Source organism: Apibacter sp. B3919 (assembly GCF_026537405.1).
Taxonomy (GTDB): domain Bacteria; phylum Bacteroidota; class Bacteroidia; order Flavobacteriales; family Weeksellaceae; genus Apibacter.
On the sequence record NZ_JAFNMG010000001.1, the window covers coordinates 294,393 to 319,279 of the forward strand.

Annotated in this window: 22 protein-coding genes; 3 read left to right on the plus strand and 19 right to left on the minus strand. The window is 30.7% G+C overall.

From position 1 onward, the window contains the following. Positions 1-83 precede the first annotated feature (83 nt). Positions 84-1,130, minus strand: coding sequence for an alpha/beta hydrolase (locus tag J3U20_RS01445; protein WP_160542089.1), 1,047 nt, complete (start codon positions 1,128-1,130; stop codon positions 84-86). Positions 1,131-1,503: 373 nt separating this feature from the next. Here J3U20_RS01445 and J3U20_RS01450 point away from each other — a divergent pair, with 373 nt between their 5' ends. Beyond that, positions 1,504-2,163, plus strand: coding sequence for a hypothetical protein (locus tag J3U20_RS01450; RefSeq protein WP_160542090.1), 660 nt, complete (start codon positions 1,504-1,506; stop codon positions 2,161-2,163). A 492-nt stretch (positions 2,164-2,655) separates the two neighbouring features. Here J3U20_RS01450 and J3U20_RS01455 read toward each other — a convergent pair whose 3' ends face one another. From J3U20_RS01455 to J3U20_RS01485, 7 genes are all read right to left on the minus strand, one after another. Beyond that, the gene (locus J3U20_RS01455; protein ID WP_160542091.1) at positions 2,656-3,183 is read right to left on the minus strand and encodes a GNAT family N-acetyltransferase; all 528 of its coding nucleotides are present in this window, start codon (positions 3,181-3,183) and stop codon (positions 2,656-2,658) included. A gap of 4 nt (positions 3,184-3,187) precedes the next feature. Beyond that, entirely contained in the window at positions 3,188-4,369 is a 1,182-nt protein-coding gene (locus tag J3U20_RS01460) for an aminopeptidase C (RefSeq protein WP_160542092.1), read from the minus strand. A gap of 10 nt (positions 4,370-4,379) precedes the next feature. Further along, positions 4,380-5,990: a signal peptidase I gene (lepB, locus tag J3U20_RS01465; protein ID WP_160542093.1), complete on the minus strand. Its 1,611-nt coding sequence runs from the start codon at positions 5,988-5,990 to the stop codon at positions 4,380-4,382. A gap of 64 nt (positions 5,991-6,054) precedes the next feature. Next, a complete protein-coding gene (dapB, locus tag J3U20_RS01470; protein ID WP_160542094.1) occupies positions 6,055-6,756 on the minus strand; it encodes a 4-hydroxy-tetrahydrodipicolinate reductase in 702 nt (233 codons plus the stop codon). 36 nt (positions 6,757-6,792) lie between these two features. Then, positions 6,793-7,392, minus strand: a complete 600-nt coding sequence (locus tag J3U20_RS01475; protein WP_105297599.1) for a DUF5683 domain-containing protein — start codon at positions 7,390-7,392, stop codon at positions 6,793-6,795. Next, positions 7,389-8,273, minus strand: a complete 885-nt coding sequence (locus J3U20_RS01480; protein WP_105297598.1) for a ParB/RepB/Spo0J family partition protein — start codon at positions 8,271-8,273, stop codon at positions 7,389-7,391. The genes J3U20_RS01475 and J3U20_RS01480 overlap by 4 nt, the downstream gene beginning before the upstream one ends. Positions 8,274-8,276: 3 nt before the next feature. Then, positions 8,277-9,053 carry a ParA family protein gene (locus J3U20_RS01485; protein WP_160542095.1) on the minus strand — a complete coding sequence of 259 codons (777 nt, stop codon included), beginning with the start codon at positions 9,051-9,053 and terminating at the stop codon, positions 8,277-8,279. 316 nt (positions 9,054-9,369) lie between these two features. Here J3U20_RS01485 and J3U20_RS01490 point away from each other — a divergent pair, with 316 nt between their 5' ends. Continuing rightward, positions 9,370-9,753: a Spy/CpxP family protein refolding chaperone gene (locus tag J3U20_RS01490; RefSeq protein ID WP_160542096.1), complete on the plus strand. Its 384-nt coding sequence runs from the start codon at positions 9,370-9,372 to the stop codon at positions 9,751-9,753. A 100-nt stretch (positions 9,754-9,853) separates the two neighbouring features. Here J3U20_RS01490 and J3U20_RS01495 read toward each other — a convergent pair whose 3' ends face one another. From J3U20_RS01495 to J3U20_RS01535, 9 genes are all read right to left on the minus strand, one after another. Continuing rightward, positions 9,854-11,695, minus strand: coding sequence for an ABC transporter ATP-binding protein (locus J3U20_RS01495; protein WP_160542097.1), 1,842 nt, complete (start codon positions 11,693-11,695; stop codon positions 9,854-9,856). Positions 11,696-11,744: 49 nt separating this feature from the next. Then, positions 11,745-13,346 carry a BamA/TamA family outer membrane protein gene (locus J3U20_RS01500; RefSeq protein ID WP_160542098.1) on the minus strand — a complete coding sequence of 534 codons (1,602 nt, stop codon included), beginning with the start codon at positions 13,344-13,346 and terminating at the stop codon, positions 11,745-11,747. A 299-nt stretch (positions 13,347-13,645) separates the two neighbouring features. Further along, the gene (locus J3U20_RS01505) at positions 13,646-14,350 is read right to left on the minus strand and encodes a hypothetical protein (RefSeq protein ID WP_160542099.1); all 705 of its coding nucleotides are present in this window, start codon (positions 14,348-14,350) and stop codon (positions 13,646-13,648) included. A 52-nt stretch (positions 14,351-14,402) separates the two neighbouring features. Beyond that, positions 14,403-15,191: a peptidoglycan editing factor PgeF gene (pgeF, locus tag J3U20_RS01510; protein WP_160542100.1), complete on the minus strand. Its 789-nt coding sequence runs from the start codon at positions 15,189-15,191 to the stop codon at positions 14,403-14,405. Positions 15,192-15,248: 57 nt separating this feature from the next. Further along, a complete protein-coding gene (gene polA, locus J3U20_RS01515; protein WP_160542101.1) occupies positions 15,249-18,074 on the minus strand; it encodes a DNA polymerase I in 2,826 nt (941 codons plus the stop codon). A 330-nt stretch (positions 18,075-18,404) separates the two neighbouring features. After that, on the minus strand, positions 18,405-19,484 hold the full coding sequence (prfA, locus tag J3U20_RS01520; RefSeq protein WP_105297590.1) for a peptide chain release factor 1: 1,080 nt from the start codon (positions 19,482-19,484) through the stop codon (positions 18,405-18,407). 244 nt (positions 19,485-19,728) lie between these two features. Next, positions 19,729-21,579 carry a DUF3413 domain-containing protein gene (locus J3U20_RS01525; protein WP_160542102.1) on the minus strand — a complete coding sequence of 617 codons (1,851 nt, stop codon included), beginning with the start codon at positions 21,577-21,579 and terminating at the stop codon, positions 19,729-19,731. Then, positions 21,579-22,034: a CvpA family protein gene (locus J3U20_RS01530; protein ID WP_160542103.1), complete on the minus strand. Its 456-nt coding sequence runs from the start codon at positions 22,032-22,034 to the stop codon at positions 21,579-21,581. Before J3U20_RS01530 ends, J3U20_RS01525 begins: the two co-directional genes overlap by 1 nt. A gap of 2 nt (positions 22,035-22,036) precedes the next feature. Further along, positions 22,037-22,864: a prephenate dehydratase gene (locus J3U20_RS01535; protein ID WP_160542104.1), complete on the minus strand. Its 828-nt coding sequence runs from the start codon at positions 22,862-22,864 to the stop codon at positions 22,037-22,039. Positions 22,865-22,957: 93 nt separating this feature from the next. Between J3U20_RS01535 and J3U20_RS01540 the strand changes: the two genes are divergently transcribed. Continuing rightward, positions 22,958-23,656 (plus strand): ABC transporter ATP-binding protein, encoded by a 699-nt coding sequence (locus tag J3U20_RS01540; protein ID WP_105297586.1) that lies wholly within the window; start codon positions 22,958-22,960, stop codon positions 23,654-23,656. Between the two features lie 29 nt (positions 23,657-23,685). Here J3U20_RS01540 and J3U20_RS01545 read toward each other — a convergent pair whose 3' ends face one another. Together J3U20_RS01545 and J3U20_RS01550 are read right to left on the minus strand one after the other, a co-directional pair. After that, positions 23,686-24,309, minus strand: a complete 624-nt coding sequence (locus J3U20_RS01545) for a hypothetical protein (protein WP_160542105.1) — start codon at positions 24,307-24,309, stop codon at positions 23,686-23,688. A gap of 17 nt (positions 24,310-24,326) precedes the next feature. Continuing rightward, complete coding sequence (locus J3U20_RS01550; protein WP_160542106.1) at positions 24,327-24,869, minus strand: RNA polymerase sigma factor; 543 nt, start codon at positions 24,867-24,869, stop codon at positions 24,327-24,329. Positions 24,870-24,887 lie beyond the last annotated feature (18 nt).

Here is a 24,887-nt window from a genome sequence, read left to right on the forward strand (position 1 = left end):
ATTAATAAAATTATAGGGTTAATACTGAGATATTTTTTACTATTTATTTAAAATCTTACAATAACAAAAAATTTTATTTAGCATTAATTTAAATGCTTTTTAAAAAATCGTTCCAATGTATCAAAAGGAATGATTTTTATTTTATCATATAAATCCACATGAACAGCATTTGGAATTAGTAGTAATTCTTTAGGTTCTGAAGCCGATTGATAGGCATCTTCACTGAAATATCGTGAATGTGCATTTTCTCCGGCAATTAATAATATTGGTCGGGGTAAGATTTCTTTAATATAGGTTAAGATAGGCATATTCATAAAGGAGAGGGGATTGGTAGCATTCCAAGCTCCCGTTGAATTCAAAGAACGTTCATGAAATCCTCTGGGTGTTCGGTAGTAATCGTAATAATCTTTTACAAATTGCGGTTCATCGCCATTCAATTTTACAGGATTTAATAAGGGGCCTGCATGAAAAATGCCATCTTCTGCATCTTTCCATCGTTGCTCACTTAATTGCTTTAAAATGTTGGTTCGTTCTTCTAAAGTCATTTTATCAAAATATCCTTTGGACATCACCCGGGACATATCATACATACTCATTGTGGCAACAGCTTTTACTCTTTTGTCTACTGCCACAGCGTTCAGGGCAAATCCTGCCCATCCGCAAATACCAATAATTCCAATTCTATTTTTATCTACATTTTTTTGAATTCCCAGAAAATCAACGGCTGCACTAAAATCTTCAGTATTAATATCAGGAGATGCTACATTGCGAGGTTCCCCGCCGCTTTCTCCTGTATAAGAAGGATCAAAAGCCAAAGCAATAAAACCTCGTTCTGCCATTTGATTGGCATATAATCCCGAAACCTGCTCTTTAACTGCTCCAAATGGTCCACACACAGCAAGGGCGGGTAAGGGTTTATTAGTGTGTTTTTTAGGGATATATAAGTCTCCGGTAAGAGTAATTCCGTAGCGATTTTTGAATGTAAATTTCTGTCTTGTTACCTTATCGCTTAACGTAAATGTGTAATGTTCGGTTTGTTTCGTCTGATTCATTTCTACTTGATGTTTATTTTGCTGACCGGCTGCCCAAATAACTAGGTTCATTGCCAGTAATAGGATTATTTTTTTCATTCGTTGAGGATTGATGGTGTTAATAAAATCATTATTTCAACCTTATTAATGATATAATTGTATGGTTTGAATGATATTTATTTTTTCAAGTAAAAATATAATGGGATTTCTTTTTTTATTTTGTTGTACGGTTCATTTTAATATTCTGTAAGGCTCAATTCTTTTTAATTTGCCTTGAATTAAAAAATTCCTTTGAAATCATCAATATGCACGTGTTTAGAAATACGTTCAGCTTGAACTTAAATTTGTAAAGTAACGAAACAAAAGTTAAATAATAATAAAAATCATATTATATCTAACTGTACAAATTATGCTTATATTGGATAAAATATAAAAAATTTATTACATTTGTAAATAAAAAAAACATTTAATCATGAAAAAGATCATTATTGCTTGCCTGGTATCAATTTTTCTGGTATCGTGTTCAAATCCTTTAAATAAAAAATTTGATCCCAAAACATTTGATACAGATTATGAAGCTATTTTAAAAAGTAAAAAACTAGATAAAGAAGATGAAGAATTACTTGCAGCAATGGCATTATTTGGAAATCGATCTTCAATAGGCAAAACATATAAGCAAATTTTAAAGGAAGCTAAAGAAAAAGAAAAAGAAAGAAAAGAATTAGCAGAAAAATCTGCAAGAGAAAAAGCAGAAAAGGAAGAAAAGATTAATAATGCTATAACTATTTCGTTTTATGATTATTATTTTAAACCTACAGATGTTGATCATTTATTTACCTCTTATCATGTTTTTAAATATGCTGTTCAAAATAAAACAGATAAAGAAATTGTTGGAGTTAAATTTACTTACACAATCTATAATACTTTAGGTGAAATGATTGATTTATCTAATACGGTTAGTTTGACCGACAAAAGAATACCTCCCAAAGAATCTATCCAAGCTGAAACTGAGATTGCTAAAGGACGTAGTGAAAAAGAAAAAGATATTAATGAGTCCAATTTTCGAAATTTAAAATTTAAAATTACTATAGAAAAAATTGTTTTTGCCGATGGTACACAATTAGAAAATTAAACTTATATTACCTAATGTTAAAAGCCTGATAATTTAATACTATCGGGCTTTTAATTTTGTATTCTATAATATTCTTGTATTAGATACATTTATGTAGCTTTGAGCTGTTAAATTTTTAAAGAGAGGGATTAAGAATTTTTTAAATATTCTCTAATTGATACCAAGGTAGAATTTAATATGGAAGAGTCTCGATTATTTATTATTTTATCATAACTTACAATATTCAAATTTCTAACATCAACCGAAGTACAGAATTCAGAACTAATTTTAAGATGTTAGACAAAAAACTAAATAGCAAAATCTGCGGGTGTTAGATTTGTTTAAATAATTTACAATGTAATATTAAAGCCACAGTTCGAAGCTTTAACAGAGACATAAAATAACATTATAGAAAATGTATGAAAACATCTTTAATTTAAAAATATTTAATTTTCCTATAATTTATATTATGTTAAATAGAATATTTAATGCTGCTATTTAAGTTTATCGATTCTATCTCCAATTTTCTTTTTTAAGTTCATACACATAATTAATATAGGAACTCTTTCCATCAGTAACTGTGATTTCTCTAGATGTTTTGATTGCATTTATTTTAGCTATAGCTTTTTGTGATCTAAAGTTTGTAGAACCTATATGAAAATAAATTTTGTCAACATATTGGAAAATATAATCAATCATCAATTTTTTAATTGAAGAATTGATACCTGTACCCCAATAGTTCACTGCTATAAAAGTATATCCGATTACAATGCTTTTATCATTTTCCGAATAATCATAATATCGAGTACTTCCGATTAATCCTCCGGTTGTTTTATCAATAATTTTAAAAGCTCCTTTACTTTCAACTGCTTCTTTAAAAAATACTTTGAATACGTCTTCTTTCCAACGATTATGACAAGGATGTTGTTCCCAGATTTTTTTATCTTTTGCTACTTGATACAAACTCTCAAAATCGTTGATTTCTAAGGGTAATATTTGTACATAATCATTTTCTAAATTGGGTTGAATTGAAAAATTCATTGTATTAATTCTTAAGGTTTAGTTTTTTATAAATTTTTTTAGGAATGGCTTTTTTGTTTACTAAAATTGCGGTGGTTTTAAATTGTACGTAATTTTTTGTGACGTATAAATATCCTTGATAATCATTGCTAATTCCCCAAGAATTTTTAACTAAATAATATTCCTTTCCGTTTTGGTCTTTTGCCAAGCCCACTATATGCATGGCATGATCATCTGTTGTAGTTTTATTGTTAAAGGCTTCCTGACGCAATTCTTCAGTTATTACCTTTTCCGGCTTGGGATAACTGAACAAATTTGCTTTTTCTTCGGAAGAAATGGAATAAATATTCGTATCGGGAACATAAGCAATACCATTTTTCCAGCTGAAATACGGTTCGCTAACATCGCTGGCCCACCCAACCGTATATCCCGTTGATAAAGCATGATCTATAATTTCAGTCAATTCCTTCATGGGAACATTGTACATTTTGTCTCCACTCCAATTATCAGGTAATGGCGGATAAAATGGTGTATAATAGTCGTAATCTTTAAAAGATGAAATTTCTATATAATTATTTGGATCTAAATCAACGATTTCCTCTGCAAATGTTTTAGGTGTATATTCTTTACCCTTATAAATAAATGTTTCAGGAACTTTTCCAATGTATTTATCTAAAATAGATGAAAAATTTTGCGTCCATTGGGTATTAATAGGTGCTTTTTGAGATTTTACCGTATCTAGATACTCTTTAAGTTCTTGCTGCATTTTACTGAAATTATTCTTTATAGCACCATTAATTAGTCCGGTATACGCTTCCTGAGGAACCATTCCATATTTTTTGTACATATTAATAACATCGTGTAAAGAACCGCCATCACCATAATTAACGTAACCGTCCATTAAAATATAATTTTTGGCTTTATCCTCGTAAGTTTTTCTGGCAGTGTAAATTTCTGCTATATCTAATACTCGATGATGTTTTTTATATATTTCAGATTCTAAAAAAGAATTTCCTGCATAACTCCAGCAAGTCCCTGAAGATCCTTGATTTTTTACGGAAGTATTATCCAGCTGTTTTATGATGGTAAACTGAAAATCGGTATGGGTTGACTTATTATCTTTAATTTTATTGATTAAATCATCTTGAGCATAACTTATTGAAGGTAAGATCCATAATGCCATTACAAAAAAGATGGTTTTCTTCATAATTTGATAATTATTTTTTATCGTTTGCTTTCTTTTTCTTTTTGTTAAAGTAATCGTATGCAAAATATCCTCCTAACAATAAGATAAATACAGGTATATAATTAGTTTTATCTTTAAGCGGAACATTTGTGTTAACGGTACGAAACATTCTATCCCATCTTATTTTAAATTTGGCAGGATGCCCGAAAGGATCATTTTCGAATAAACCTTGAATGCTTAACCAGGTAAAAATAGGAGTTCCTATAATGTGATCTTCCGGTACATATCCGAAATAACGGCTGTCTAAAGAATTATCTCGGTTGTCCCCCATCATCCAATAATAATTTTGTTGGATGGTATAGGTGTTAGTTTCCTTACCGTTTATGTAAAATTTGCCTTCCTTTTCCTTCAAATCATTATATTCATAATTTTTAATGATTCTTCTATATTGATCTATATTTTGACGGGTCAACGTAATAATATCCCCTTTTTTAGGTATCATGAGAGGTCCATATTGAGAGCCGTTCCAACCACTATGAAGGGGAAAAATGGAATTAGTTGTATCAATTTTTGTTTTTGCTATATCTCTATAATGGATGCCCTCCTCTCCTTTATTTGCATATAAAATCTGAATAGAGTCTACCGTATCAAAATTTTTTATTTTGTTTGCATTTTCTTGGGTAAGCCCTTTGAAATAATAAATAGTATTACCCTGTTCGTTCATTCCTTCTTGATATGTGGCATATCCCAATAGATCTTCAATTTTTCTTTGACTGATTCCGGCTTGGGTTGTATATACTAAATAGTCTCTTTGTTGTTCTTCATCTTTTTTTATTTCTTCGGGTTTTCCATTGATAAATAAATTTCCATCAATCAATTGAATTTTATCTCCCGGTAAACCCACGCAGCGCTTAACATAAGGATCTTTCCTATCGATGGCAGTATGCAAAGAATCTGTAGGATAATTAAAAACAACAATATCATATCTGTTAACCTTAGTCCAACCGGGAAGTCTCATATACGGCAAACGAATTTTATCAACATAAGAATTTATTTGATTTTGAGGTTGTTGATTGTTTCCCAACGGAATTTTATTTTGTAAAAAAGGCAACGCTACCGGAGTCATTGGAATTCTTATTCCATAATTCAACTTACTGACAAAAAGGAAATCTCCTACCAGCAAGGTTCTTTCCATAGAAGCTGTTGGAATGGTAAACGGTTGAATGACGAAAGCATGGATGACTGTGGCAAATATAACGGCAAACAATACGGCAGATATAAATGTTTCTTTTCGTTCTTGTTTACCACTGTATTGTGTTTCAGGTGAATAGTTTATATATGCTAAAAAAATAAATGAGAAGAATAAAACTAAAACGGCATCTAAATACGAACGACGATTGTAATGTCTTATAAAATCTACTAATATAATAGCTCCCATAATTGGACCGACAATCGGGATAAATACTATAATAAACCACCACCAAGGTCGATGAATAATTTTTAAAGTAACTAAAATATTATAAAAAGGAACTAAGGATTCCCATGCTTTTCTACCTGCTTTTTGAAATAATTTCCAAGCAGTCAGGAAATAAAATATATTTGAAAGTAAAGCGAATAGTAAATAATAAGTTAAATAATGCATGAGATAATCTTTAAATCTTTTTAATATTTAGTTATTTAGTAGCCTAAAATAAAATAGTTTTTATCTAAAAGCCTAATACATCTTTCATGGTGAATACCCCTTTTTTTCCGATAAGCCATTGGGCTGCAATTAATGCTCCCATAGCAAATCCTTTTCTAGAATGGGCTACATGTTTCAGTTCGATATCGTCTATAGGCGAATTATAAATCACAGTATGTGTTCCGGGAACATCATGAACTCTCTTAGCTTCAATTCCCAATAAATTATTATTGGTTTTATAGGATAAATTCCATCCGTCAAAACCATAAATCGGTATGATTTCATCGGCAAGTGTTATGGCGGTACCACTGGGTGCATCTTTTTTTTCTGTATGGTGAATTTCTTCAATATGAACCGTATATTCTTGGTACTTCTGCATTATTTCAGCTGCTCTTTTATTTATTTCGAAAAATAAATTAACGCCTAAACTGTAATTGGAAGAATATATAAATCCCCCGTTATGCTTTGCGCAATATTCTTTTACTTTAGGAAGCTTATCTAACCAGGCAGTTGTTCCACAAACAACAGGTATTCCCAATTCTAAACAAGCAATTACATTTTCATAAGCAGTAGAAGGAGTTGAAAATTCAATAGCTACATCCGCACCATTTAAATTTTTTTGAGTTGGTTTTTCTTCTAATCGGGCTACAATTTCGTGATTATGATTTTTAGCTATTTCTTCAATGGCTTTACCCATTTTACCATAACCTACTAAAGCTATTTTCATAAGAATATATATTATTTTTTATAAACATTAACCATTTTAAAAAGACAAGCAAAATGAAAGTCCTACTTTTTGATTAGTAAACCAGGTATCGGCGTCTTCCATAATAACAGGTCGTACGGCAAGATCTTTATCTTTATCGAATATTGATAGATGAGCATCAACAGTGGCATCAACAATATTTAAAAGATAAGCCAGAGAAGTCAGCACAATCGCATAATCTCTGTTTCTCCTTTCCGAATCTTGAGCGTTAGCTAAAACTTTAGGACTGATTCCTGCTACATCTGAAAATTGATGCTTTTGTCCGCTAAGTTCCGCTAAATAAGCTTTGTGATATTTATTATATCGATTGTCGTAATATTTTATAAAACCGATCCCCGCACCAATAACCCCTAGCACAATAGGAGCTTTAATATATTTTTTATTGTACAATTGTCCTAAACCGGGAAGTATGGCAGAGTATAAAGAAGCTTTCAGAGGGCTTCTCAACATGGTTTGAGTAAGTGAATCTGTATGATTAATATTGCGTATTATAACGCCATCATCACTAATGGTGGCATGGTTTGTTTCTTGATTTTGCGCTAAAATAAAACAAGTAAGAAATAATGAAAGTATAACCAATATTTTCTTTTGTATCATTCTAATAATTTCTGAATTCTTTCAAATTCTTCCGTGGAATCAAAATTAATGATAATTTTTCCTTTTCCTTTTTCTGTAGCCTTTATTTCAATAGTTGTTTCGAAATAATCCTCAAAATTTTTCAAACCCTTTTTTAAATGATTGGGTAATTCTTTTTCTTTGGAAACTTTTTTGCTTTTAGGATTTTTAAAGGTTCGAATGAAACTTTCGGTTTGTCTTACGGATAATTGTTCTCGAACAATTTTTTCATATACAAATAATTGTTTCTCTTGCTCTTCCAAGGATATGAGCGCTCTTCCATGCCCCATGGAAATTATCCCGTCTCGGATTCCCGTTTGGATAATCGGAGAAAGTTTTAAAAGTCTTAAATAATTGGTTATGGTGCTTCTGTCCTTCCCTACTCTGTTACTCAAGTTTTCTTGAGTAATATTGATTTCTTCAATTAATTTTTCAAAGCTTAAGGCAATTTCGATAGGATCCAGATCTTTTCGTTGAATATTTTCAACTAAAGCCATTTCTAAAAGTTCCTGATCGTTAGCTAATCGAACAAAAGCAGGTAATTTTTTTAAACCGGCCTGTTTGGAAGCGCGATATCTCCTTTCTCCCGAAATTAAATCGAATTTGTCTCCATTTTTACGAACGGTTATTGGTTGTATTAATCCTAACTGTTTAATAGAAATAGATAATTCATCTAATGCTTTTTGATCAAAATTAGTTCTGGGTTGATTGGGATTGGTTATAATATCATCAAGTGAAATTTCCAAAATGTTACCTACTAATTCTTCTGCTCCTTTTTCTTCGGCAGAATTAACTTTTTTAGAATTCTCACTTAAGATAGCGGATAGACCTCTACCCATAGCTCTTTTTTTGTCTATAGCCATAATTTATTTAACTTCAGCCTTGTTTTTATTTAATACTTCTTCAGCAAGTAAGATATAGTTTATAGCACCTTTGCTTTCTGCGTCATATTTTAGTATGGATTCGCCAAAACTCGGAGCTTCACTTAATCGCACATTTCTTTGAATGAGACTGTCAAACACCATATCCGGAAAATGAGTTTTGACTTCTTCTACCACTTGGTTCGATAAACGTAAACGGGCATCATACATAGTTAATAATAACCCTTCAATAGTTAGATCCGGATTGTGCAGTTTTTGCACGCTGTTTATCGTATTAAGGAGTTTTCCTAAACCTTCTAAGGCGAAATATTCACATTGGATGGGAATTATTACAGAATCGGCAGCAGTTAAAGCATTTAAAGTAATTAATCCTAATGACGGGGCACAATCAATGATTATGAAGTCATATTCATCTTTTATATCTTTTAAAGCTTCTTTTAACATGTATTCTCTATTAACCTTGTCAACCAATTCAATTTCGGCAGCAACAAGATCTATATGAGCCGGTATTAATTCCACATTTGGGGAAGTAGAAGGTTGTATGGCATCTTTGGCAGAAGCACTGTGTTCCAACACTTCATATGTACCATATTCTACTTCTTCGATATTAATACCTAATCCGGAACTGGCATTTGCCTGAGGGTCTGCATCGATGAGTAAAACTTTTTTTTCAAGCACCCCTATGGCCGCAGCCAAATTAACGGCTGTAGTGGTCTTTCCAACTCCTCCTTTTTGATTAGCTATAGCAATAATTTTTCCCATCAGTATAATAAAATTTCAAGCTGTAAAAATACAATTTTTAAACGGTATATTCAGAAAAAATTATCAACATTAGAGGGATTTATAGCAGGTTATCGACTATTTTTTTGGTATTATTATGCTGTTTTTTCTCTCTAACTTAATTATTTTACTTTGAACTTTATTTTAATTTTATTTGGTTTTAAACATTCATAGCAAATGTAATACAAGTTAAAAAAGTTGCTTTTTGTTATATATTAAAAAATAGTTTAAAATGTATAACTTTAAATTAAACCTTTTAAAATATTCCTTGTCAATATAGTTGTAAATCTAAAGTTATATGAAAAAAATAATTTTTGTAGGAGCATTAGTATTTTCCTCTACTTTTGCTTTTACACAATCTAAATGTGAGGATCTTAAGGATCATGATAAAAAAGAAGAAAAAGTGAAAGAGATGAGGGATAGGATGGCTAAAGAACTTAATTTAACGGAAGATCAAATTAAAAAGATTAATTTAATTGAGGATAAATATAAAAGCCGTGAGAATGAGTTAAGGAAAAAATCAGAAGAATTGCGTCAACAAATTCATCAATTAAAGGAAGATAAAAAATCTGAAATAAATAAAGTTTTTACTGAAGAACAAAGACAAAAGCTTAAGAAAATTAAAGAGGACATGCATAATAAAAAGCATTTACATAAACAGGGTAAAAAATTTCATTCCTAGAGAAAATAGTATATAATACAATTCTTATTTCAATTAAAAAGAGCTTCTATCTAATAGAAGCTCTTTTTAATTTTATAGTATATATATTATTATCAAAAAGTTAAGAAAAATTTTGCATGTCAATTAATTTTTTATAAATACCATTTTTCTCCAATAATTCAGCATGAGTTCCTTGTTCCATTATTTTTCCTTTATCCATCACCACAATCATATCTGCATTGACAATGGTTGATAATCTATGAGCTATAACCAGGGATGTTCTGTTAGACATAAGATTATCTAAAGCATCTTGTACCAATCGTTCACTTTGAGTATCTAAAGCAGAGGTTGCTTCATCTAAAATCATGATAGGTGGATTTTTCAATATAGCTCTGGCAATAGCAATTCTTTGTTTTTGTCCACCCGATAATTTTCCGCCTCCTTCACCAATGGTTGTTTCGAAACCTTCCGGCATTTGCTCAATGAATTCCAGTGCATTGGCAACTTTAGCAGCTTCTATAACTTCATGCATCGATGCATTTGGATTGCTTAATTTAATATTATTGGCAATGGTATCATTGAATAATATGGATTCTTGGGTAACCATGCCCAGTAATTTACGGTAAACTTTTAAATTTAAATCTCTTAAATCATGACCATCCACATAGATCACGCCGCTGTCTACGTCATAAAACCGTGCAATTAAATTGGCTAAAGTAGTTTTACCGCTACCGCTCTGTCCCACTACTGCTATTGTTTTGCCTTTAGGTATAAATAAATTTACATCTTGAAGAATGGGATGTCCGTCAACATATTGGAAATTAATATTTTTCAGTTGAATTCCTTCTTTTATTTCGGATAATTCTATGGCATGTTCCGGTTCGTAAATCTGTATGCTGGTTTCTAATGTTTCCACCAAGCGATCTGTAGAGGCCGTACCTTTATGTAAATTCGTGATGGAAGTTGATAAGGTTTTGGCCGGTTCCAATAATTGAAAAAATAGGGCTATATAGACTAAAAAGGAAGGAAGATTTAAACCTTCACCGTCTAAAATAAGAACTCCGCCGTACCAGGTAATAAAAATCATGGCAACAGAGCCTAAAAATTCTGAAGAAGGCGAAGCAAGTTCATATTTTTTCATCATATTTATGGATAGCCTTCTGAGATTAAGAACGCTATTCATAAATCTGTTTTTCATGGATTCTTCGGCATTGAAAATTTTGATTATTTTAGTTCCGTTTAGGGTTTCATCAATTACTGAAAGCACATTACCCGATTCGGCTAATCCCTTTTTAGCATCTTTTTTCAAACTTTTTCCAATTGCGGAAATAATCCACGCCATAAAAGGCAGAACAATAAATGCTATTAAAGTTAACGAAGGGCTGATGGTGATCAAAGCAATAAGAGTAAAAAGAATGGAAAAAGGCGTTCTCCAAAGCTCTAAAATAGAAGTTAAAATATTGCCTTCCACCTCTCCTACGTCTCCGGAAAGTCGTATCATAATATCCCCTTTTTTTCGATCAGTGAAATAAGAAACCGGAAGCGTAAGGATTTTATCATACATAGCAACCCGCAAATCTTTGGAAACTCCGCTTCGTAACAGTACAATAAAATATTGAGCTAAATATCTGAAAATATTTCTAAATAAAAATAAAACTATAACAGTAACACAAAGATAAGCTAAAATCGTTTTAGGATTGGTTCCTTCAAGGGAATGGTCTAAAAATACATAAAATTTATATTTCAGCTCAGCCATCATACCCGTTGAGGCTTGCATTTCTTTTTTCGTTTGTTCAATTAAAATTTGATTTTTTCCTCCTAAAAGCATTTCCAAAATGGGCATAATGGAAAAAACGGAAACTATTGAAAATAAAGAATATAGAACGTTAAATAGAATTCCTAATATAAATTCTTTTCTGTAGGGAGAGGCAAATTTTTTTAGTATTTTTTTTAATGATTTCATGCTACCTTGAGATTAATACAAAGGTAAACAAAAATTCGATTCTTTTTTGTCAAAAAGTAGCTTGTATTCCAATATGAATTTTAGAATCTGAAAAATTTACAGGTTCAGAATCGTATTTGCCAACGGCATAGTTCAATGAAAAAATCCCGAAACGCGTTAAAAAGCTAATTCCTACTCCGGTTCCCAATAAAAAGGGTCTTGTATTTTGATTTTTATTCTCAATCCATGCAACATCTGTAAATAAACTTAAATACAGTTCTTCAAACGGAACGTATCTGTATTCTAAACTTCCGATGATATACGCATTGGCATAAATGGATTGTTCGTTGAATCCGCGGATAGTTTTCAAACCACCGATTTTAAATAATTCATTTACTGTCAACGTATCCGATAGTAAGGTTGAAGCATTTATTTTCGGTTTTAAATAATGAGAGGCAGATAATTTTATTAATTTTTCGATGGATGCACTTACATTATATTCAGTTAAATTTTTTCGATCTTCCGGTATATTCCTATATGCAATTCCTTTTATGGAGTATAAATTTTTAGGACCTAAAATTTCGTTTTCATTTCTTTCTTTGTATTGATAACTTATGCCTAATCCTGTTTTGGAAAAGTTGTTATTATTATCTAATTCCGATACATATCGTGAGTTTTCATATAATCCTTCTATACCTAACCGTTGATTTACGGTGTATTGATAATATATATGTTCATTTAGGCGAATGGTTGCATAGGTGCTGTCTTGTTTAAATATAGTTAACGATGATTCCGATCCGAATTTAGATTTAAAAAGATAGGGTACGTTGACTTGAACTTCAAAGTTTTGAGATTTATCCGGTGTGGATAGCCAATTTAAGTTAATGGTTTCAAATGAATTCAATACATTGCCTAAAGAAAGTTGCAGTTGACCGTTGACTTTGAATTTACCTTTTTCGTCATTTCCAAAGCCTACCATGCCATCCAATGAACTGGCTTTTCTTTTTTTCAAATATAAATAAATCTTGGTAGAATCGGGGGTGAATAATACTTGCGGATTTTTTTCTTCAGCTATAAATGCTGTTCCTTGTAACATTGCTGAAATTTCTTTAAGTCGCTCGTCTGTAAAGGTTTTACCAAGAAATCCATATTCTAATTCTTTTATTATTCCTCGAGGGATTTTGGTATATCCGTTTAAAACAAATGAATTGATGAGCCTTTTTTGATGAAGTTCAACATGTATGGATGCTTCTAATGGTTCATTTGCAAGGAATAATTGTGTGTGGACTTGGTTAAATGCATATCCTTTTTTTATATAATAATAATGGATTACTCCTGCTAAAGAATCAATATTATCTGTTTGAAAATAATTTTTGTTAGTAATTGCCGCTTGTGAAAGAGAGTCTAATTGTACCCATACTTTTTTGTAAAATTTTCCTCTGTTAATATAAACTAAGGTTTCTTTTTTATCTTTTTTTAAAGAATCCAGTTTTAGGGTATAAAAACCTAGATCTACTAAAGAATCTAAAATCGAACCTACTTTATTTTCTGAATAGGTTTTTGAAAACCAAAGTTTTTGATTATTATATATCTTAATGAAATTTTTTTCTACTTGGCCATGAAGCAAAATGGGAAAAATAATTATATAAATATAGAGCAGCTTAAATTTCATAAGTTGTACTAACAAAAAAGCTCAATGGTAAGGTACAAATTTAAAACTAAATTATTTTATATTTTTATTTAATAAAATTCTTTAGTTTTTTGTAGGAATCAATGTAAATGATGCTATTAATGGGAAAATAACAGATATTTTAGTATAATCGTCTTATAATGAACTATATAGATACTTATATACTTTCTAATTAATTATAGTTATGTACGCATTTCCTTTAAATAGATTGTAAAATAGTTTGTAAATTTTTTTATTAACTAAAATTTGAAATAAAATGTAAGTAGTTATATATCAGAATTTTAAGATTTAAGGATATTTGAGTTAATAATTTCTAACATATGCTCTTTACCTATAGTATGGGCTGCTTTAAGTGACAGAATCCATTGGATGGTATGATCCAGCTTTTCTTGTTTTTTTATACTATCTTTTTGATTGATACAATGAAGAAGCATAAATAGTATTGAAAAAATAAGTAAAATAATAGCCAATGCAAGCGCGGGATTAAATTGTTGATAGGCAGAAGATGATGGATTTTCATCATAGATCCAATTAACTAATAAAACAAGGACGGAAATTATAAACAATCCAATAGCTGTCATATAGTTAAGCAATGATAATTGTCTTACTTGCTTTATTTTTTGTTCAGAACTTGCTATCCATAATTTAAATTCTTCCTCCAAGTTTTTCCAAGAATCAGAAGTATTGTTTTGTTCTTTATTGATAAACGTAAATTCATCGGTTGTGAAATGAGTGAATACCCAATATTCCCATCCCAAGCCTAAAGCCAAAACAATTACAATAAAAATTATAGAAAGAAAACTGTAAAATATCTCTTGGATGATATGATAATAAAATCCTAAACCTACTAAGACTAACACTAATAGGGTAACTAAAAAATACTTTAAGGATCCTGAATTTTTTTTCTTCTTTTGATCATTATCTTTTTTATCGATATTATCAATAGTATTTCCTATATTTTGTTTATCTGATATATTTTTATCCATTTTATAAATTTATTAACAAAATTATATAATATTTTAATAAATTCATAAAAAATTAACGTAAAATACCACCGGTTACCATTCTACCGGAATTTATGGTTTGCTTTCTTGCCGAAAAAAATAAATTAGGTTGAGTAACCGTACATAAATTTTTTATTTCAATATGATGAGCGATACAACCTGCTTGTTCCAGTAGCAACTGATTTGCTTTTCTAAGATCAATATGATATTTTCGGGTTTCTTTATTTTTAAAACTAATTAGATTACTATCAAAACCTTCCTTAATAAAATCTTCAATGACATGATCTCCTACTTCAAAACAGTTCGCGCAAATGCACGGACCAATTCCTACTCTCATATTTTCAGGTTTGCAATTAAAATGACGAACCATTTCCGACAGAGTTTTTAAAGCAATTTTGCTAACGGTTCCTCTCCATCCTGCATGGATGGCTGCTAAAGTTTGGGTTAAAGGATCATAAAGTACTATAGGTACACAATCGGCTGTAGTTATTCCTATACAAATTCCCTTTTCTTGAGTCAGTAAAGCATCTTTATTTTGAAGAATTTCCGATTGTTTATCACTTGTTAGATCTAAAAAATTACGATCAATAAGTAACAAATGATTGCTGTGAGTTTGAACAGGTATATATAAATTATGGGTTGAAATACCAAATTCATTACAGAGTCTTTTTCTGTTTACACTCACATTTTTAGGATCATCCCCGGAAGTAGTTCCTAAATTGAATGATGCATACTTCCCGATACTTACTCCTCCTTCGATTGTAGTTGTAAAATGGGTTAATTCTTTGTATGCTGATAAATTATCAAATGTCAGGAAATTCATATAGTTAAAAGAGAATATTTATAAACTCATCAATTCTAGAGTGTTCTATATAAATTCTTAATGGGCTTCCAGCCAATTGGGACCCACTCCAACATCTACTATTAAAGGAACCTCCATACGTACGGAGTTTTCCATTGTATTTTTTATGAGTGTCGATACTTCCTTAATTTCTTCATCAGGAGCATCGAAAACCAATTCATCGTGCACTTGTAACAAAAGTTTGGTTTGAAATTTTCTTTCCTGCAACAGTTCATGAATGTGTATCATGGCTATTTTAATTACGTCTGCTGCTGTTCCCTGAATAGGCGCATTTACTGCATTCCTTTCTGCATGAGAACGCACTACGCTATTTCCGGAATGGATGTCCGGCAAATATCTTCTTCTTCCCAATAAGGTTTCTACATATCCGTTTTTTCGTGCTATCTGTACTTGTTCCGAAATGTATTCTTTTAAAATGGGATAAGCCTGATAATAAGCATCAATCAAACTTTTAGATTCGGATCTAGATAATCCGGTTTGTTCACTTAATCCGAATGCAGATACTCCGTAAATGATACCAAAGTTAACCGTTTTCGCTTGAGAGCGCTGCTCTTTAGTCACTTGATCCATAGGTACATGAAATACTTTTGATGCAGTAGCCCTATGGAAGTCCTCACCATTTTTAAAGGAAGTGATCATGGTGGGATCCTTACTCATGGCTGCAATGATTCTCAATTCAATTTGCGAATAATCAGCAGAAATTATTTTATGTTTAGAATCCTTTGCTATAAAGGCTTTACGTACTTCTTGCCCTCTTTCGGTTCTAATAGGAATATTTTGAAGATTGGGATTATTAGAAGCTAAACGACCGGTAGCAGCTACAGTTTGTGCAAAGGTTGTGTGTACTCTTCCTGTTAGTGGATTTACTTCATTGGGCAGGGCATCAACATAGGTTGATTTTAATTTTTGCAGCTGTCTGTATTCTAATAATAAATCTATAATTTTATGTTTATGCGCCAGTTTTAATAAAACATCTTCGCCGGTAGCATATTGACCTGTTTTGGTTTTTCTGGGCTTAGTACCTAATTTTAATTTATCAAAAATAATATCTCCTAATTGTTTGGGTGAACTGATATTAAATTCCTCTCCGGCTAGAGAATATATTTCTTTTTCTAACTTTGACAGGTCTTCAACTAATTCTTTAGACATTTCGCCTAATGCTTTGATATCTAGATTTATACCTTCCCATTCCATATCTTCCAACACCTTCATTAAGGGCATTTCTATGTCATCAAAAAGCTTTTTAAGATTATCATGTTTGAGTTGAGGTTCAAATTTGTCTTTAAGCTGTAAGGTAATATCAGAATCTTCAACCGCATATTCTTTTTGCAATTCAATAGGAACGGAAGAAAACAATTTTTGATTTTTACCTTTTTTTCCGATTAAAGATTCTATGGGAACAGGCTTGTAATTAAGCTCTGTTTCAGCCAATAAGTCCATATTATGCCTTGCATCGGGATTGATTAAGTAATGTGCAATCATGGTATCAAAAAGTACCCCTTTAACTTCAACCTTATATTTTCTTAAAACTTTACAATCATACTTCAAGTTTTGGCCTACTTTAACTATATTCTCATCTTCGAAAACCGGTCGGAGCAGTTCTATAAATTCTTGTGTTTTTTCTTTGTCCTTAGTACTAAAAGGTACATAGTACCCTTTTGCCTTTTCATATGAAAATGAAATACCGACTAATTCCGCGATCATGGAATCAGTTGAAGTAGTTTCCGTATCAAAGCATACAATTTTTTGCTTTAAAAGCTTATCTACCAACAATTTTACTGCCACAGGCGTTTCTGTCAGTTGATAGAGATGATCTGTATTTTCAATAGTTTTCCAGTTGGCGCTTTCTTTCATTTCAATGTCCTGATCGGTTGTATTAAACAACGATCTTTGTCCATTTACCGGAGCTTTACCGGAAGAATTTTTTTCTAAATTAGATTCGCTTTCAGAGATAATATGATACGTTTTCTGAAAATTTGTAATCATATTTCTAAACTCTAATTCTTCAAAAATTTTAATGACTTCATCAACATTCGGCTGATCCACCGTTAAACTTTGATAATTAAATTCGATAGGAACATGAGTATCAATGGTTGCCAATTTTTTTGATAAAAGGCCTAATTCCTCATTTGCTTCCACTTTTTCTCTCATTTTTCCTTTTAATTCAGAAGAATGAGCAAATAAGTTTTCTATGCTTCCGTATTCTTTAATAAATTGTTTAGCCGTTTTTTCGCCTACACCGGGTATTCCGGGTATATTGTCTACACTGTCTCCCATCATGCCCAAAAGGTCAATAACTTGAGACGGATTTTTAACTTCGAATTTTTCTTTGACAGATTCTACATCCCAAATTTCAATATCGTTTCCTCTGGATGCCGGTTTAAAAACAAAGATATTTTCGGAAACTAATTGCGCATAGTCTTTATCCGATGTCATCATATAGGTTGTATATCCCTCCTTTTCCGCTTTTTTTGCTAAAGTTCCTATCACATCATCGGCCTCGTATCCTTCTTTCCAAAGACAAGGAATATGTAATGCTTCCATCAGTTTATGGATATAAGGAACAGCTATGCGTATAGCCTCCGGTGTTTCTTGCCGATTGGCTTTGTATTCTTTATATACCTGATGACGGAACGTTTCTCCCACATCAAAAACTACTGCCAAATGTGATGGCTTTTCTTTTTTCATTAAATCGAAAAGTGTATTGGTAAATCCGAAAATAGCGGAAGTATTTAACCCTTTAGAATTGATTCTTGGGTTTTTTATAAAGGCATAATAAGCTCTGAATATAAGAGCATAGGCATCAATCAGAAATAGTTTTTTATCGCAATCTTGACTGGTCATTCTTTAGGGTTATCTGTGTTTTTATTTTCAAATATAAGATATTTGAAGTTAACACTTGTTGCAAAATGTAAAAAGAAAAACCTTAAAATTATTAATTGAAAAAATGTTTATATTGATTTTAAAGTAGTAAATCCTGAAGAATTCTTAAACATCAATGATTTATACCGATAGTAATTTTAACACGTAAAGGATTTATTTAACAGATAAATAGAACTTTATAAAGTAGTATAGTATCTTTTAAGAATGATTTATAAATAATAAACTTTATATAATTCGTTAAGATAAAATGGTAGTTAATAGCGAATTATATAAAGCTTATTGTGTAAGAATTTAGTCCTCTTGACCTTTTAGTTTTTCTGCATTTTCGGCAATTTTTACCGCTTCAATCATTTCATCAATATCTCCATTCATAAAGTTATCTAAATTATAGATGGATTTATTAATACGATGATCCGTTACACGACCTTGCGGGTAATTATAGGTACGAATTTTAGCCGAACGGTCTCCGGTGGATACCATCGTTTTTCTGTGTGCCGAAATTTTATCAAGATGCTCTTGCAACTTCATATCGTATAATTTGTTACGAAGCATTTGTAACGCCATCTCTCTATTGGCATGTTGTGAACGTGCTACCTGACATTGAATCATTATTCCGGTGGGCTTATGTGTAAGTTGAACTTTGGTTTCTACTTTATTAACGTTCTGTCCTCCTGCTCCACTGGATCGAGCGGTTTGATATTCTAAATCTGCCGGATTAATTTCAACATCTACTTCTTCAGCTTCGGGTAAAACGGCTACGGTTATGGCTGAAGTATGTACTCTCCCTTGTGATTCGGTTTCGGGAACCCTTTGAACTCGGTGTACTCCCGATTCAAATTTCATGGTTCCGTAAGCTCCTTCTCCACTAACATTAATAATCATTTCTTTATATCCTTTAACGCTACCTTCCGTAGCGTCTACTACTTCAAAGTTCCAACCCTTTTGTCTCCAATACATGGTATACATTCGGAAAATGTCTTCCACAAAAATAGCCGATTCATCACCCCCCGTTCCGGCTCTTAATTCAACGGTGATATTTTTGTCGTCTTCAGGATCTTTTGGAATTAACATATATTTTATGTTTTCTTCCATTTCAGGAATTTTGGCTAAGGCATCATTTTTTTCTTCTTTTGCCAATTCAACCATATCAGGATCAATGCCTTCTTTAATAATTTCATCGGCATCTGAAACTGTATTAAGTAAGGATTTGTATTGATGATAGATTTCTACTATTTTGTTTAAGTCTTTATATTCTTTGTTTAGTTGAGCATATCTTTTTTGGTCTGAAATAACATCCGGTTGAATGATTAAATCTGATACTTCATCAAATCTTTGTTTTATAGCCTCTAATTTTGATACTAAATCTGACATATATACTGATGGTTTAAGTTTGCAAATGTACAACTTTGATAGAATATTTTCAGCTTCTTGCTTTTATATATATTTTTTTAAAATTATTTTTGAAAGTAATAAGTAAGTAATTAAAATCATTAATACTTTAAAAGTCGATTAGATTGGAAGTTCAGTCGTATTATTAATTATTCTGAATATATTTTTTTGTTTAATTTTCTGTTATTTGAAGTATAGATTTCCTTTATTTAGCAACTGAAAACTACTATTTTTTGGATGTATGGTAAAAACGTGAATTTTCAATTACCGCATCTTTAATTACACTAAAATCAACGGTATTTTCATTTACCGGATTTAATTTTTTATCGACTACATCATACATTCCCGAGGAATAAACATTAATTATCATATTTTTTTCAATGATAGCATATTTTTGATTATACCCGCAGATAAACCATTTTCTATTCTTGCAATCATATAAATTTTGGCCTACGCTATAATCGTAATAGTGATTTGTAACCCCCAAAACGGTATTCATAAGCGTTGGAATAATATCATAATGTAAAGTTAAATGAGTATAAGTTTTTGCCGGTCTAGAAGCATCAAATACAATTAGAGGTGTGCCAATTTGATAATCTGAAAAATTTCCTCCATGTTGCCAATATCCTTTTTTATTGTCATTAAATTCTTGTCCATGATCTCCTGTAATGACTACAATTGAAGAGTCTAAGAGCTTTTTCTCTTCTAATTTTTTCAATATGTTTCCGATGAGACTATCAATATAATTTAATGAATTTTTATATCTGTTATAAAAAGTGATTGGATTGTAATCATCATTTAAAGCTATATAATTTACTTCATCTAACGTCGGTTTAAACTTAACAGGAAAATCTGAAGGGTAATCAAAGCCATGAGCAGAATCAAAAAATAAGAAGCTAAAAAAGGGAATATTTTCTTTTGAATCATAGCCGTTAATAAATTTTATCCATTCATTATAAATGTCTTTATCTCTTTCTGAAGGTGAATTTCCATTCGATTCCAGTCTCAAATTTTGAATTCCTGAAAATACATTTTTATTAAAAGGGGGATTTTCAAGCGTTGAGCTTGACAAAATTGATAATGTATAGCCTTGCTTGAGTATTTCATTGAAAAAAACCGGAGATACTTGTAATCCTGTAAAATTATCATAATAAGTAGCAGGTATGGCATAAAATAACGAAAATATACCTCCTGTGGTCATATTTGATCCGCTTTTATGGTTTTGAAATACTTGTGATTTTTTGGACAACTCAAAAATATGCGGAGTTATATTTTCGGTCATGCAATTGAATCTCCAAGAGTCTATAACGATAAAAATTATATTCTTTTTTTGGCTATTTTCAGATAGAATGGGCTTTAAAGGATAATTGATCAATGATTTTGAGTACGAGCGACTAAGTAAAGTATTTTTTTCAATTTCTTGTTTATTAATTAAATTAAGTTTGCGAAAAAGTGATTCAGAGGTTAACGGATAGAAGACAGGATATATATTTTTCATTTGAGCAATAGGCCTGTATCGACTCGCATCAGCCCAAGCATATATAAAGTTTGTACCAACTAATAAAAATCCTATAATCTCTAAGATTAGCTTAATTTTCAAATTAGGTAATTTTTTGGATAGTTTGGAAGAAAAATACAGTATTAGTATCTCAAGTAAAATAAGTCCAATTAGGTAAAGTATTGCAATGGTAGTATTTATAGTTGAAAAATGAAAAATATCTGTAGCTCTTTTTCCAAAGACTAATTTAAATACTATAGGAGATAAATGATACCTAAATTGGCTAAATACCAGTATATCTATTTGCAGATATAATATAATAAGAATAGAAAGTAAGCTAAAAATAAGTTTAGATAGTAATTTTGATTTGGTAAAAAATAAGAATAAAAGACTCAGTAACAGTGGAACACAATTAAGAATAAAAAAATGTGTAATAAGTGAAGAAAACATATAAAAATATGTAATGAATCCGCTTAAATTTTCGATATATTTTAAATATTTAATCCCTAAAAAAATTACCAGTAAAAAATTAAAAAAATTGGCTAAACATAATTGTTTACTAAACAAATTAATTTTCATTATATATATTTAAAAACAACAGTTTTGAATAAAGATACAAAATTTAATAAATTAATAGAACAATTTTCTTCAGTTAATATATTTAAATAGTATAAAAAACAATAAATCATCATTATTAGTAAGAAATATTTTAAAGCACCCAATGCCATTCCTGCTAGTTGGTTAGTGAAACCTAAACCTAATTTTTTTAAAATTTTTTCAATAATTCGGGATAAAAATAGAATACTTATAAATAAAATGATGAAAACGCAGACATAGCTGACCCATGTCGATGTTTCTTCTGAAATTATTTTATTTTGTAATAAAATGTGATGCATTTGAGATAAAAACAGAGAAGAAAATAAATATCCGACCGTGAGTCCTGCGATTGAAGAAATTTGTTTTAGAAAACCTTTAATATATCCTATAATTGCACCGATTAGAGTGCCTCCCAATAAAATATATTCATAGTTCATTTTTAAATTTTATCTTCCTTATACTCCCCTAAGATATGTAAAAAATTGGTATTATTTTTTATCTCTTCCAACGCCCTGCGGTAATTGTCATCATTTCCTCCGGGAGTAATAATATCCGCATGAAAAGAATATTGGAAAACCGATCCTGATAAAGGCACAGATTGTATTTTAGTGATGTTCATTTGATGGTTAGCAAGAATATTTAAAACTTTTGCTAAACTACCCATTGTATGATCTGTAGTGAAGTATAAGGATGCTTTCGTAAAATTTTCAACTTTTTCCGTTTGAGGAGATAATAAATAAAAACGGGTGTAATTGTCAGAAACATCATGAATATTTTCAGCCAATACTTGCAATTGATACATTTCTGCTGCCAATTTTGAGCCAATAGTCGCTATACCTTTCATTTTTTTACTGTGAATATTGTATGCACAAGTTGCGGTATCGTCTTTAGATAATAATTTCCAATCAGGATATTTTTCAAGAAAATTTTCACATTGTAATAAAGCCATAGGATGGGTTCTAACTTCAGAAATTGAATCTAATGTTTCTCCCGGTAATGCTAATAAATGATGTTTAATCGGTAAGACCACTTCACCGACTATGTGTAACCCGTGTTTGGTAATTAAACTATAATTGGGTAAAATAGCTCCCGCTATTGAATTTTCTATGGCCATCATTCCATAGTTTGCTTTCCCATTAATTACATCCCTTACTACGGTTTTAAATGTAGGACTATCAATTATTTCCACTTTTTCATTTTGAAAAAAACGGTTTACGGCTTCATGATGAAACGATCCTTTAATCCCTTGTATTGATATTGACTTCATAAATTAATGGTACTAAACACCCAATTTTTTTTATTTTTATTAATTATATTTACATAAATTTAATGGAACAGCTTTGTTCAAGCTAGAAATAAAATGTCTGTAAAAATACAAAATCTATCTAAACATTATAAAGGACAAATTGCTTTACATGCTATTTCTCTGGAAATAAAAAAAGGTGAGATTGTCGGCTTATTAGGTCCAAATGGAGCAGGTAAGACAACCATGATGCGGTCAATTACAGGATCGTTATCTTTTGACCGGGGAAAAATTTGGATCAATGGTATGGATAATCAAGAGTTTCCATATAAAACCAAATCGTTAATTGGTTATCTTCCGGAAAATAATCCATTATATTTAGATATGTATGTTAAGGAGTATTTAAGCTTTGTTTCGGATATTCATCATACTCCCAAAAGCGAGATCTCCGACATTATTGAAAAGGTGGGCCTACAAAAGGAACAAAATAAGAAAATCAGTCAATTATCTAAAGGATATAAACAACGAGTGGGACTGGCACAAGCAATTCTCTTTGATCCTGAAATTTTAATTTTAGATGAGCCGACTAATGGCTTGGATCCAAATCAAATTATTGAAATCAGGCAATTAATTCAGGAATTAGGTAAAAAGAAAACCGTTATTTTGTCTACTCACATTATGCAAGAGGTTGAAGCCTTATGTTCAAGAGTCATACTTTTAAATAAAGGATCTATTATTCAAGATAGAAGCATTGAGGATTTTAAAGGTAAATATTTAAGTTTGGAAGAAGCTTTTTTCGAATATACCCATCATTAATTATTGAAAAAATAACAACTTTACTTTTTTTAAAATAAAGCAAAACTATCCTGTGATGTTTCTTCATCGTATAAATTGGTAGTTTCTTCATTGGTAAAATACAAATCATAGATAACATTTGAAGAAGAAATCATCTCTTGTTCAATCATTTTATCTTTATTAGTTACCATTTTTTTTGGAGTTCTTTTAGGTGAACTTTTAGGAATATTATTAGTGGTTTTATGGATATTGGTCGTTAAACCGGAAGTTGATACAAACGAATCCGACGGTTTAGGTGCATATAGATTATCTGTTAGAGCTAAATGGTTTTGATTTTCTAAGTTAGCACTTGTTATCGAAGAATCAGTAGTGTATTGAATTTTAGTACTATATATTCCCAGCATTACAGTGATAAATAAACAGGCTGCTGCCGGAATCCAATATATTTTTTTAGAAAATAAAGTAAAAATTTTTGGCTTATCAGGATTTATTTTTTCAATCGTATTTGATACAATTTTCTTGTCTAAATTTTCAAAATAGTTATTTGGAATTTTGTAGGGTGATTTTGAAGTTTTATTAATTAACGATTTGGAAACAATACGATTCTCCAACTGAGCAAAATAATTTTCAGGAGTTTGGAAAGGAGTAGATTTATATTTATTGACGTTATTCATATAAGGTTTTAAATAAACTATTTTTCAATATTAGCTAAAAGAAATTGTTCAACTTTTTTAGAAGCATGATGATAGGAAGACTTCAAAGCCCCTACAGATGTTTCCAGAATTTCCGACATATCTTCATATTTTATATCGTCAAAATACTTCATATTAAATACAATTCGTTGTTTTTCGGGTAATTCGGCTATGGCTTGTTGCAATTTGAATTGAATTTCATCTCCATCAAAAAAATTATCATCTTTGAGTTGAGAAGACAACTGAATGACTAATTCATCGCTTCTTATATTTTTTTTCTGAGCAGCACTATTAATAAAATTCAGCGATTCATTAGTTGCTATTTTGTATATCCAGGTTTTAAGACTTGAATTTCTTTTAAATCCGGGTAGATTTTGAAAAACTTTAATAAATACATTTTGAGTTATATCGTCTGCATCTGCATGAGTATAGACAATTTTACGTATATGCCAATATATGGGTTGACTATACCTTTTTACCAGCAGCCTGAATCCGCTGTTAACATCTTTTTCTAAAAGAAGTAAAAGTTCTGTTTCGTCCATTTTTATTCCTTATTATTA

What these genes read in the sequence shown, in the direction of transcription:
- J3U20_RS01445 (WP_160542089.1), bottom strand. Translation starts at nt 1,130, where the DNA reads ATGAAAAAAATAATCCTATTACTGGCAATGAACCTAGTTATTTGGGCA.
- J3U20_RS01450 (WP_160542090.1), top strand. Translation starts at nt 1,504, where the DNA reads ATGAAAAAGATCATTATTGCTTGCCTGGTATCAATTTTTCTGGTATCG.
- J3U20_RS01455 (WP_160542091.1), bottom strand. Translation starts at nt 3,183, where the DNA reads ATGAATTTTTCAATTCAACCCAATTTAGAAAATGATTATGTACAAATA.
- J3U20_RS01460 (WP_160542092.1), bottom strand. Translation starts at nt 4,369, where the DNA reads ATGAAGAAAACCATCTTTTTTGTAATGGCATTATGGATCTTACCTTCA.
- lepB (WP_160542093.1), bottom strand. Translation starts at nt 5,990, where the DNA reads ATGCATTATTTAACTTATTATTTACTATTCGCTTTACTTTCAAATATA.
- dapB (WP_160542094.1), bottom strand. Translation starts at nt 6,756, where the DNA reads ATGAAAATAGCTTTAGTAGGTTATGGTAAAATGGGTAAAGCCATTGAA.
- J3U20_RS01475 (WP_105297599.1), bottom strand. Translation starts at nt 7,392, where the DNA reads ATGATACAAAAGAAAATATTGGTTATACTTTCATTATTTCTTACTTGT.
- J3U20_RS01480 (WP_105297598.1), bottom strand. Translation starts at nt 8,273, where the DNA reads ATGGCTATAGACAAAAAAAGAGCTATGGGTAGAGGTCTATCCGCTATC.
- J3U20_RS01485 (WP_160542095.1), bottom strand. Translation starts at nt 9,053, where the DNA reads ATGGGAAAAATTATTGCTATAGCTAATCAAAAAGGAGGAGTTGGAAAG.
- J3U20_RS01490 (WP_160542096.1), top strand. Translation starts at nt 9,370, where the DNA reads ATGAAAAAAATAATTTTTGTAGGAGCATTAGTATTTTCCTCTACTTTT.
- J3U20_RS01495 (WP_160542097.1), bottom strand. Translation starts at nt 11,695, where the DNA reads ATGAAATCATTAAAAAAAATACTAAAAAAATTTGCCTCTCCCTACAGA.
- J3U20_RS01500 (WP_160542098.1), bottom strand. Translation starts at nt 13,346, where the DNA reads ATGAAATTTAAGCTGCTCTATATTTATATAATTATTTTTCCCATTTTG.
- J3U20_RS01505 (WP_160542099.1), bottom strand. Translation starts at nt 14,350, where the DNA reads ATGGATAAAAATATATCAGATAAACAAAATATAGGAAATACTATTGAT.
- pgeF (WP_160542100.1), bottom strand. Translation starts at nt 15,191, where the DNA reads ATGAATTTCCTGACATTTGATAATTTATCAGCATACAAAGAATTAACC.
- polA (WP_160542101.1), bottom strand. Translation starts at nt 18,074, where the DNA reads ATGACCAGTCAAGATTGCGATAAAAAACTATTTCTGATTGATGCCTAT.
- prfA (WP_105297590.1), bottom strand. Translation starts at nt 19,484, where the DNA reads ATGTCAGATTTAGTATCAAAATTAGAGGCTATAAAACAAAGATTTGAT.
- J3U20_RS01525 (WP_160542102.1), bottom strand. Translation starts at nt 21,579, where the DNA reads ATGAAAATTAATTTGTTTAGTAAACAATTATGTTTAGCCAATTTTTTT.
- J3U20_RS01530 (WP_160542103.1), bottom strand. Translation starts at nt 22,034, where the DNA reads ATGAACTATGAATATATTTTATTGGGAGGCACTCTAATCGGTGCAATT.
- J3U20_RS01535 (WP_160542104.1), bottom strand. Translation starts at nt 22,864, where the DNA reads ATGAAGTCAATATCAATACAAGGGATTAAAGGATCGTTTCATCATGAA.
- J3U20_RS01540 (WP_105297586.1), top strand. Translation starts at nt 22,958, where the DNA reads ATGTCTGTAAAAATACAAAATCTATCTAAACATTATAAAGGACAAATT.
- J3U20_RS01545 (WP_160542105.1), bottom strand. Translation starts at nt 24,309, where the DNA reads ATGAATAACGTCAATAAATATAAATCTACTCCTTTCCAAACTCCTGAA.
- J3U20_RS01550 (WP_160542106.1), bottom strand. Translation starts at nt 24,869, where the DNA reads ATGGACGAAACAGAACTTTTACTTCTTTTAGAAAAAGATGTTAACAGC.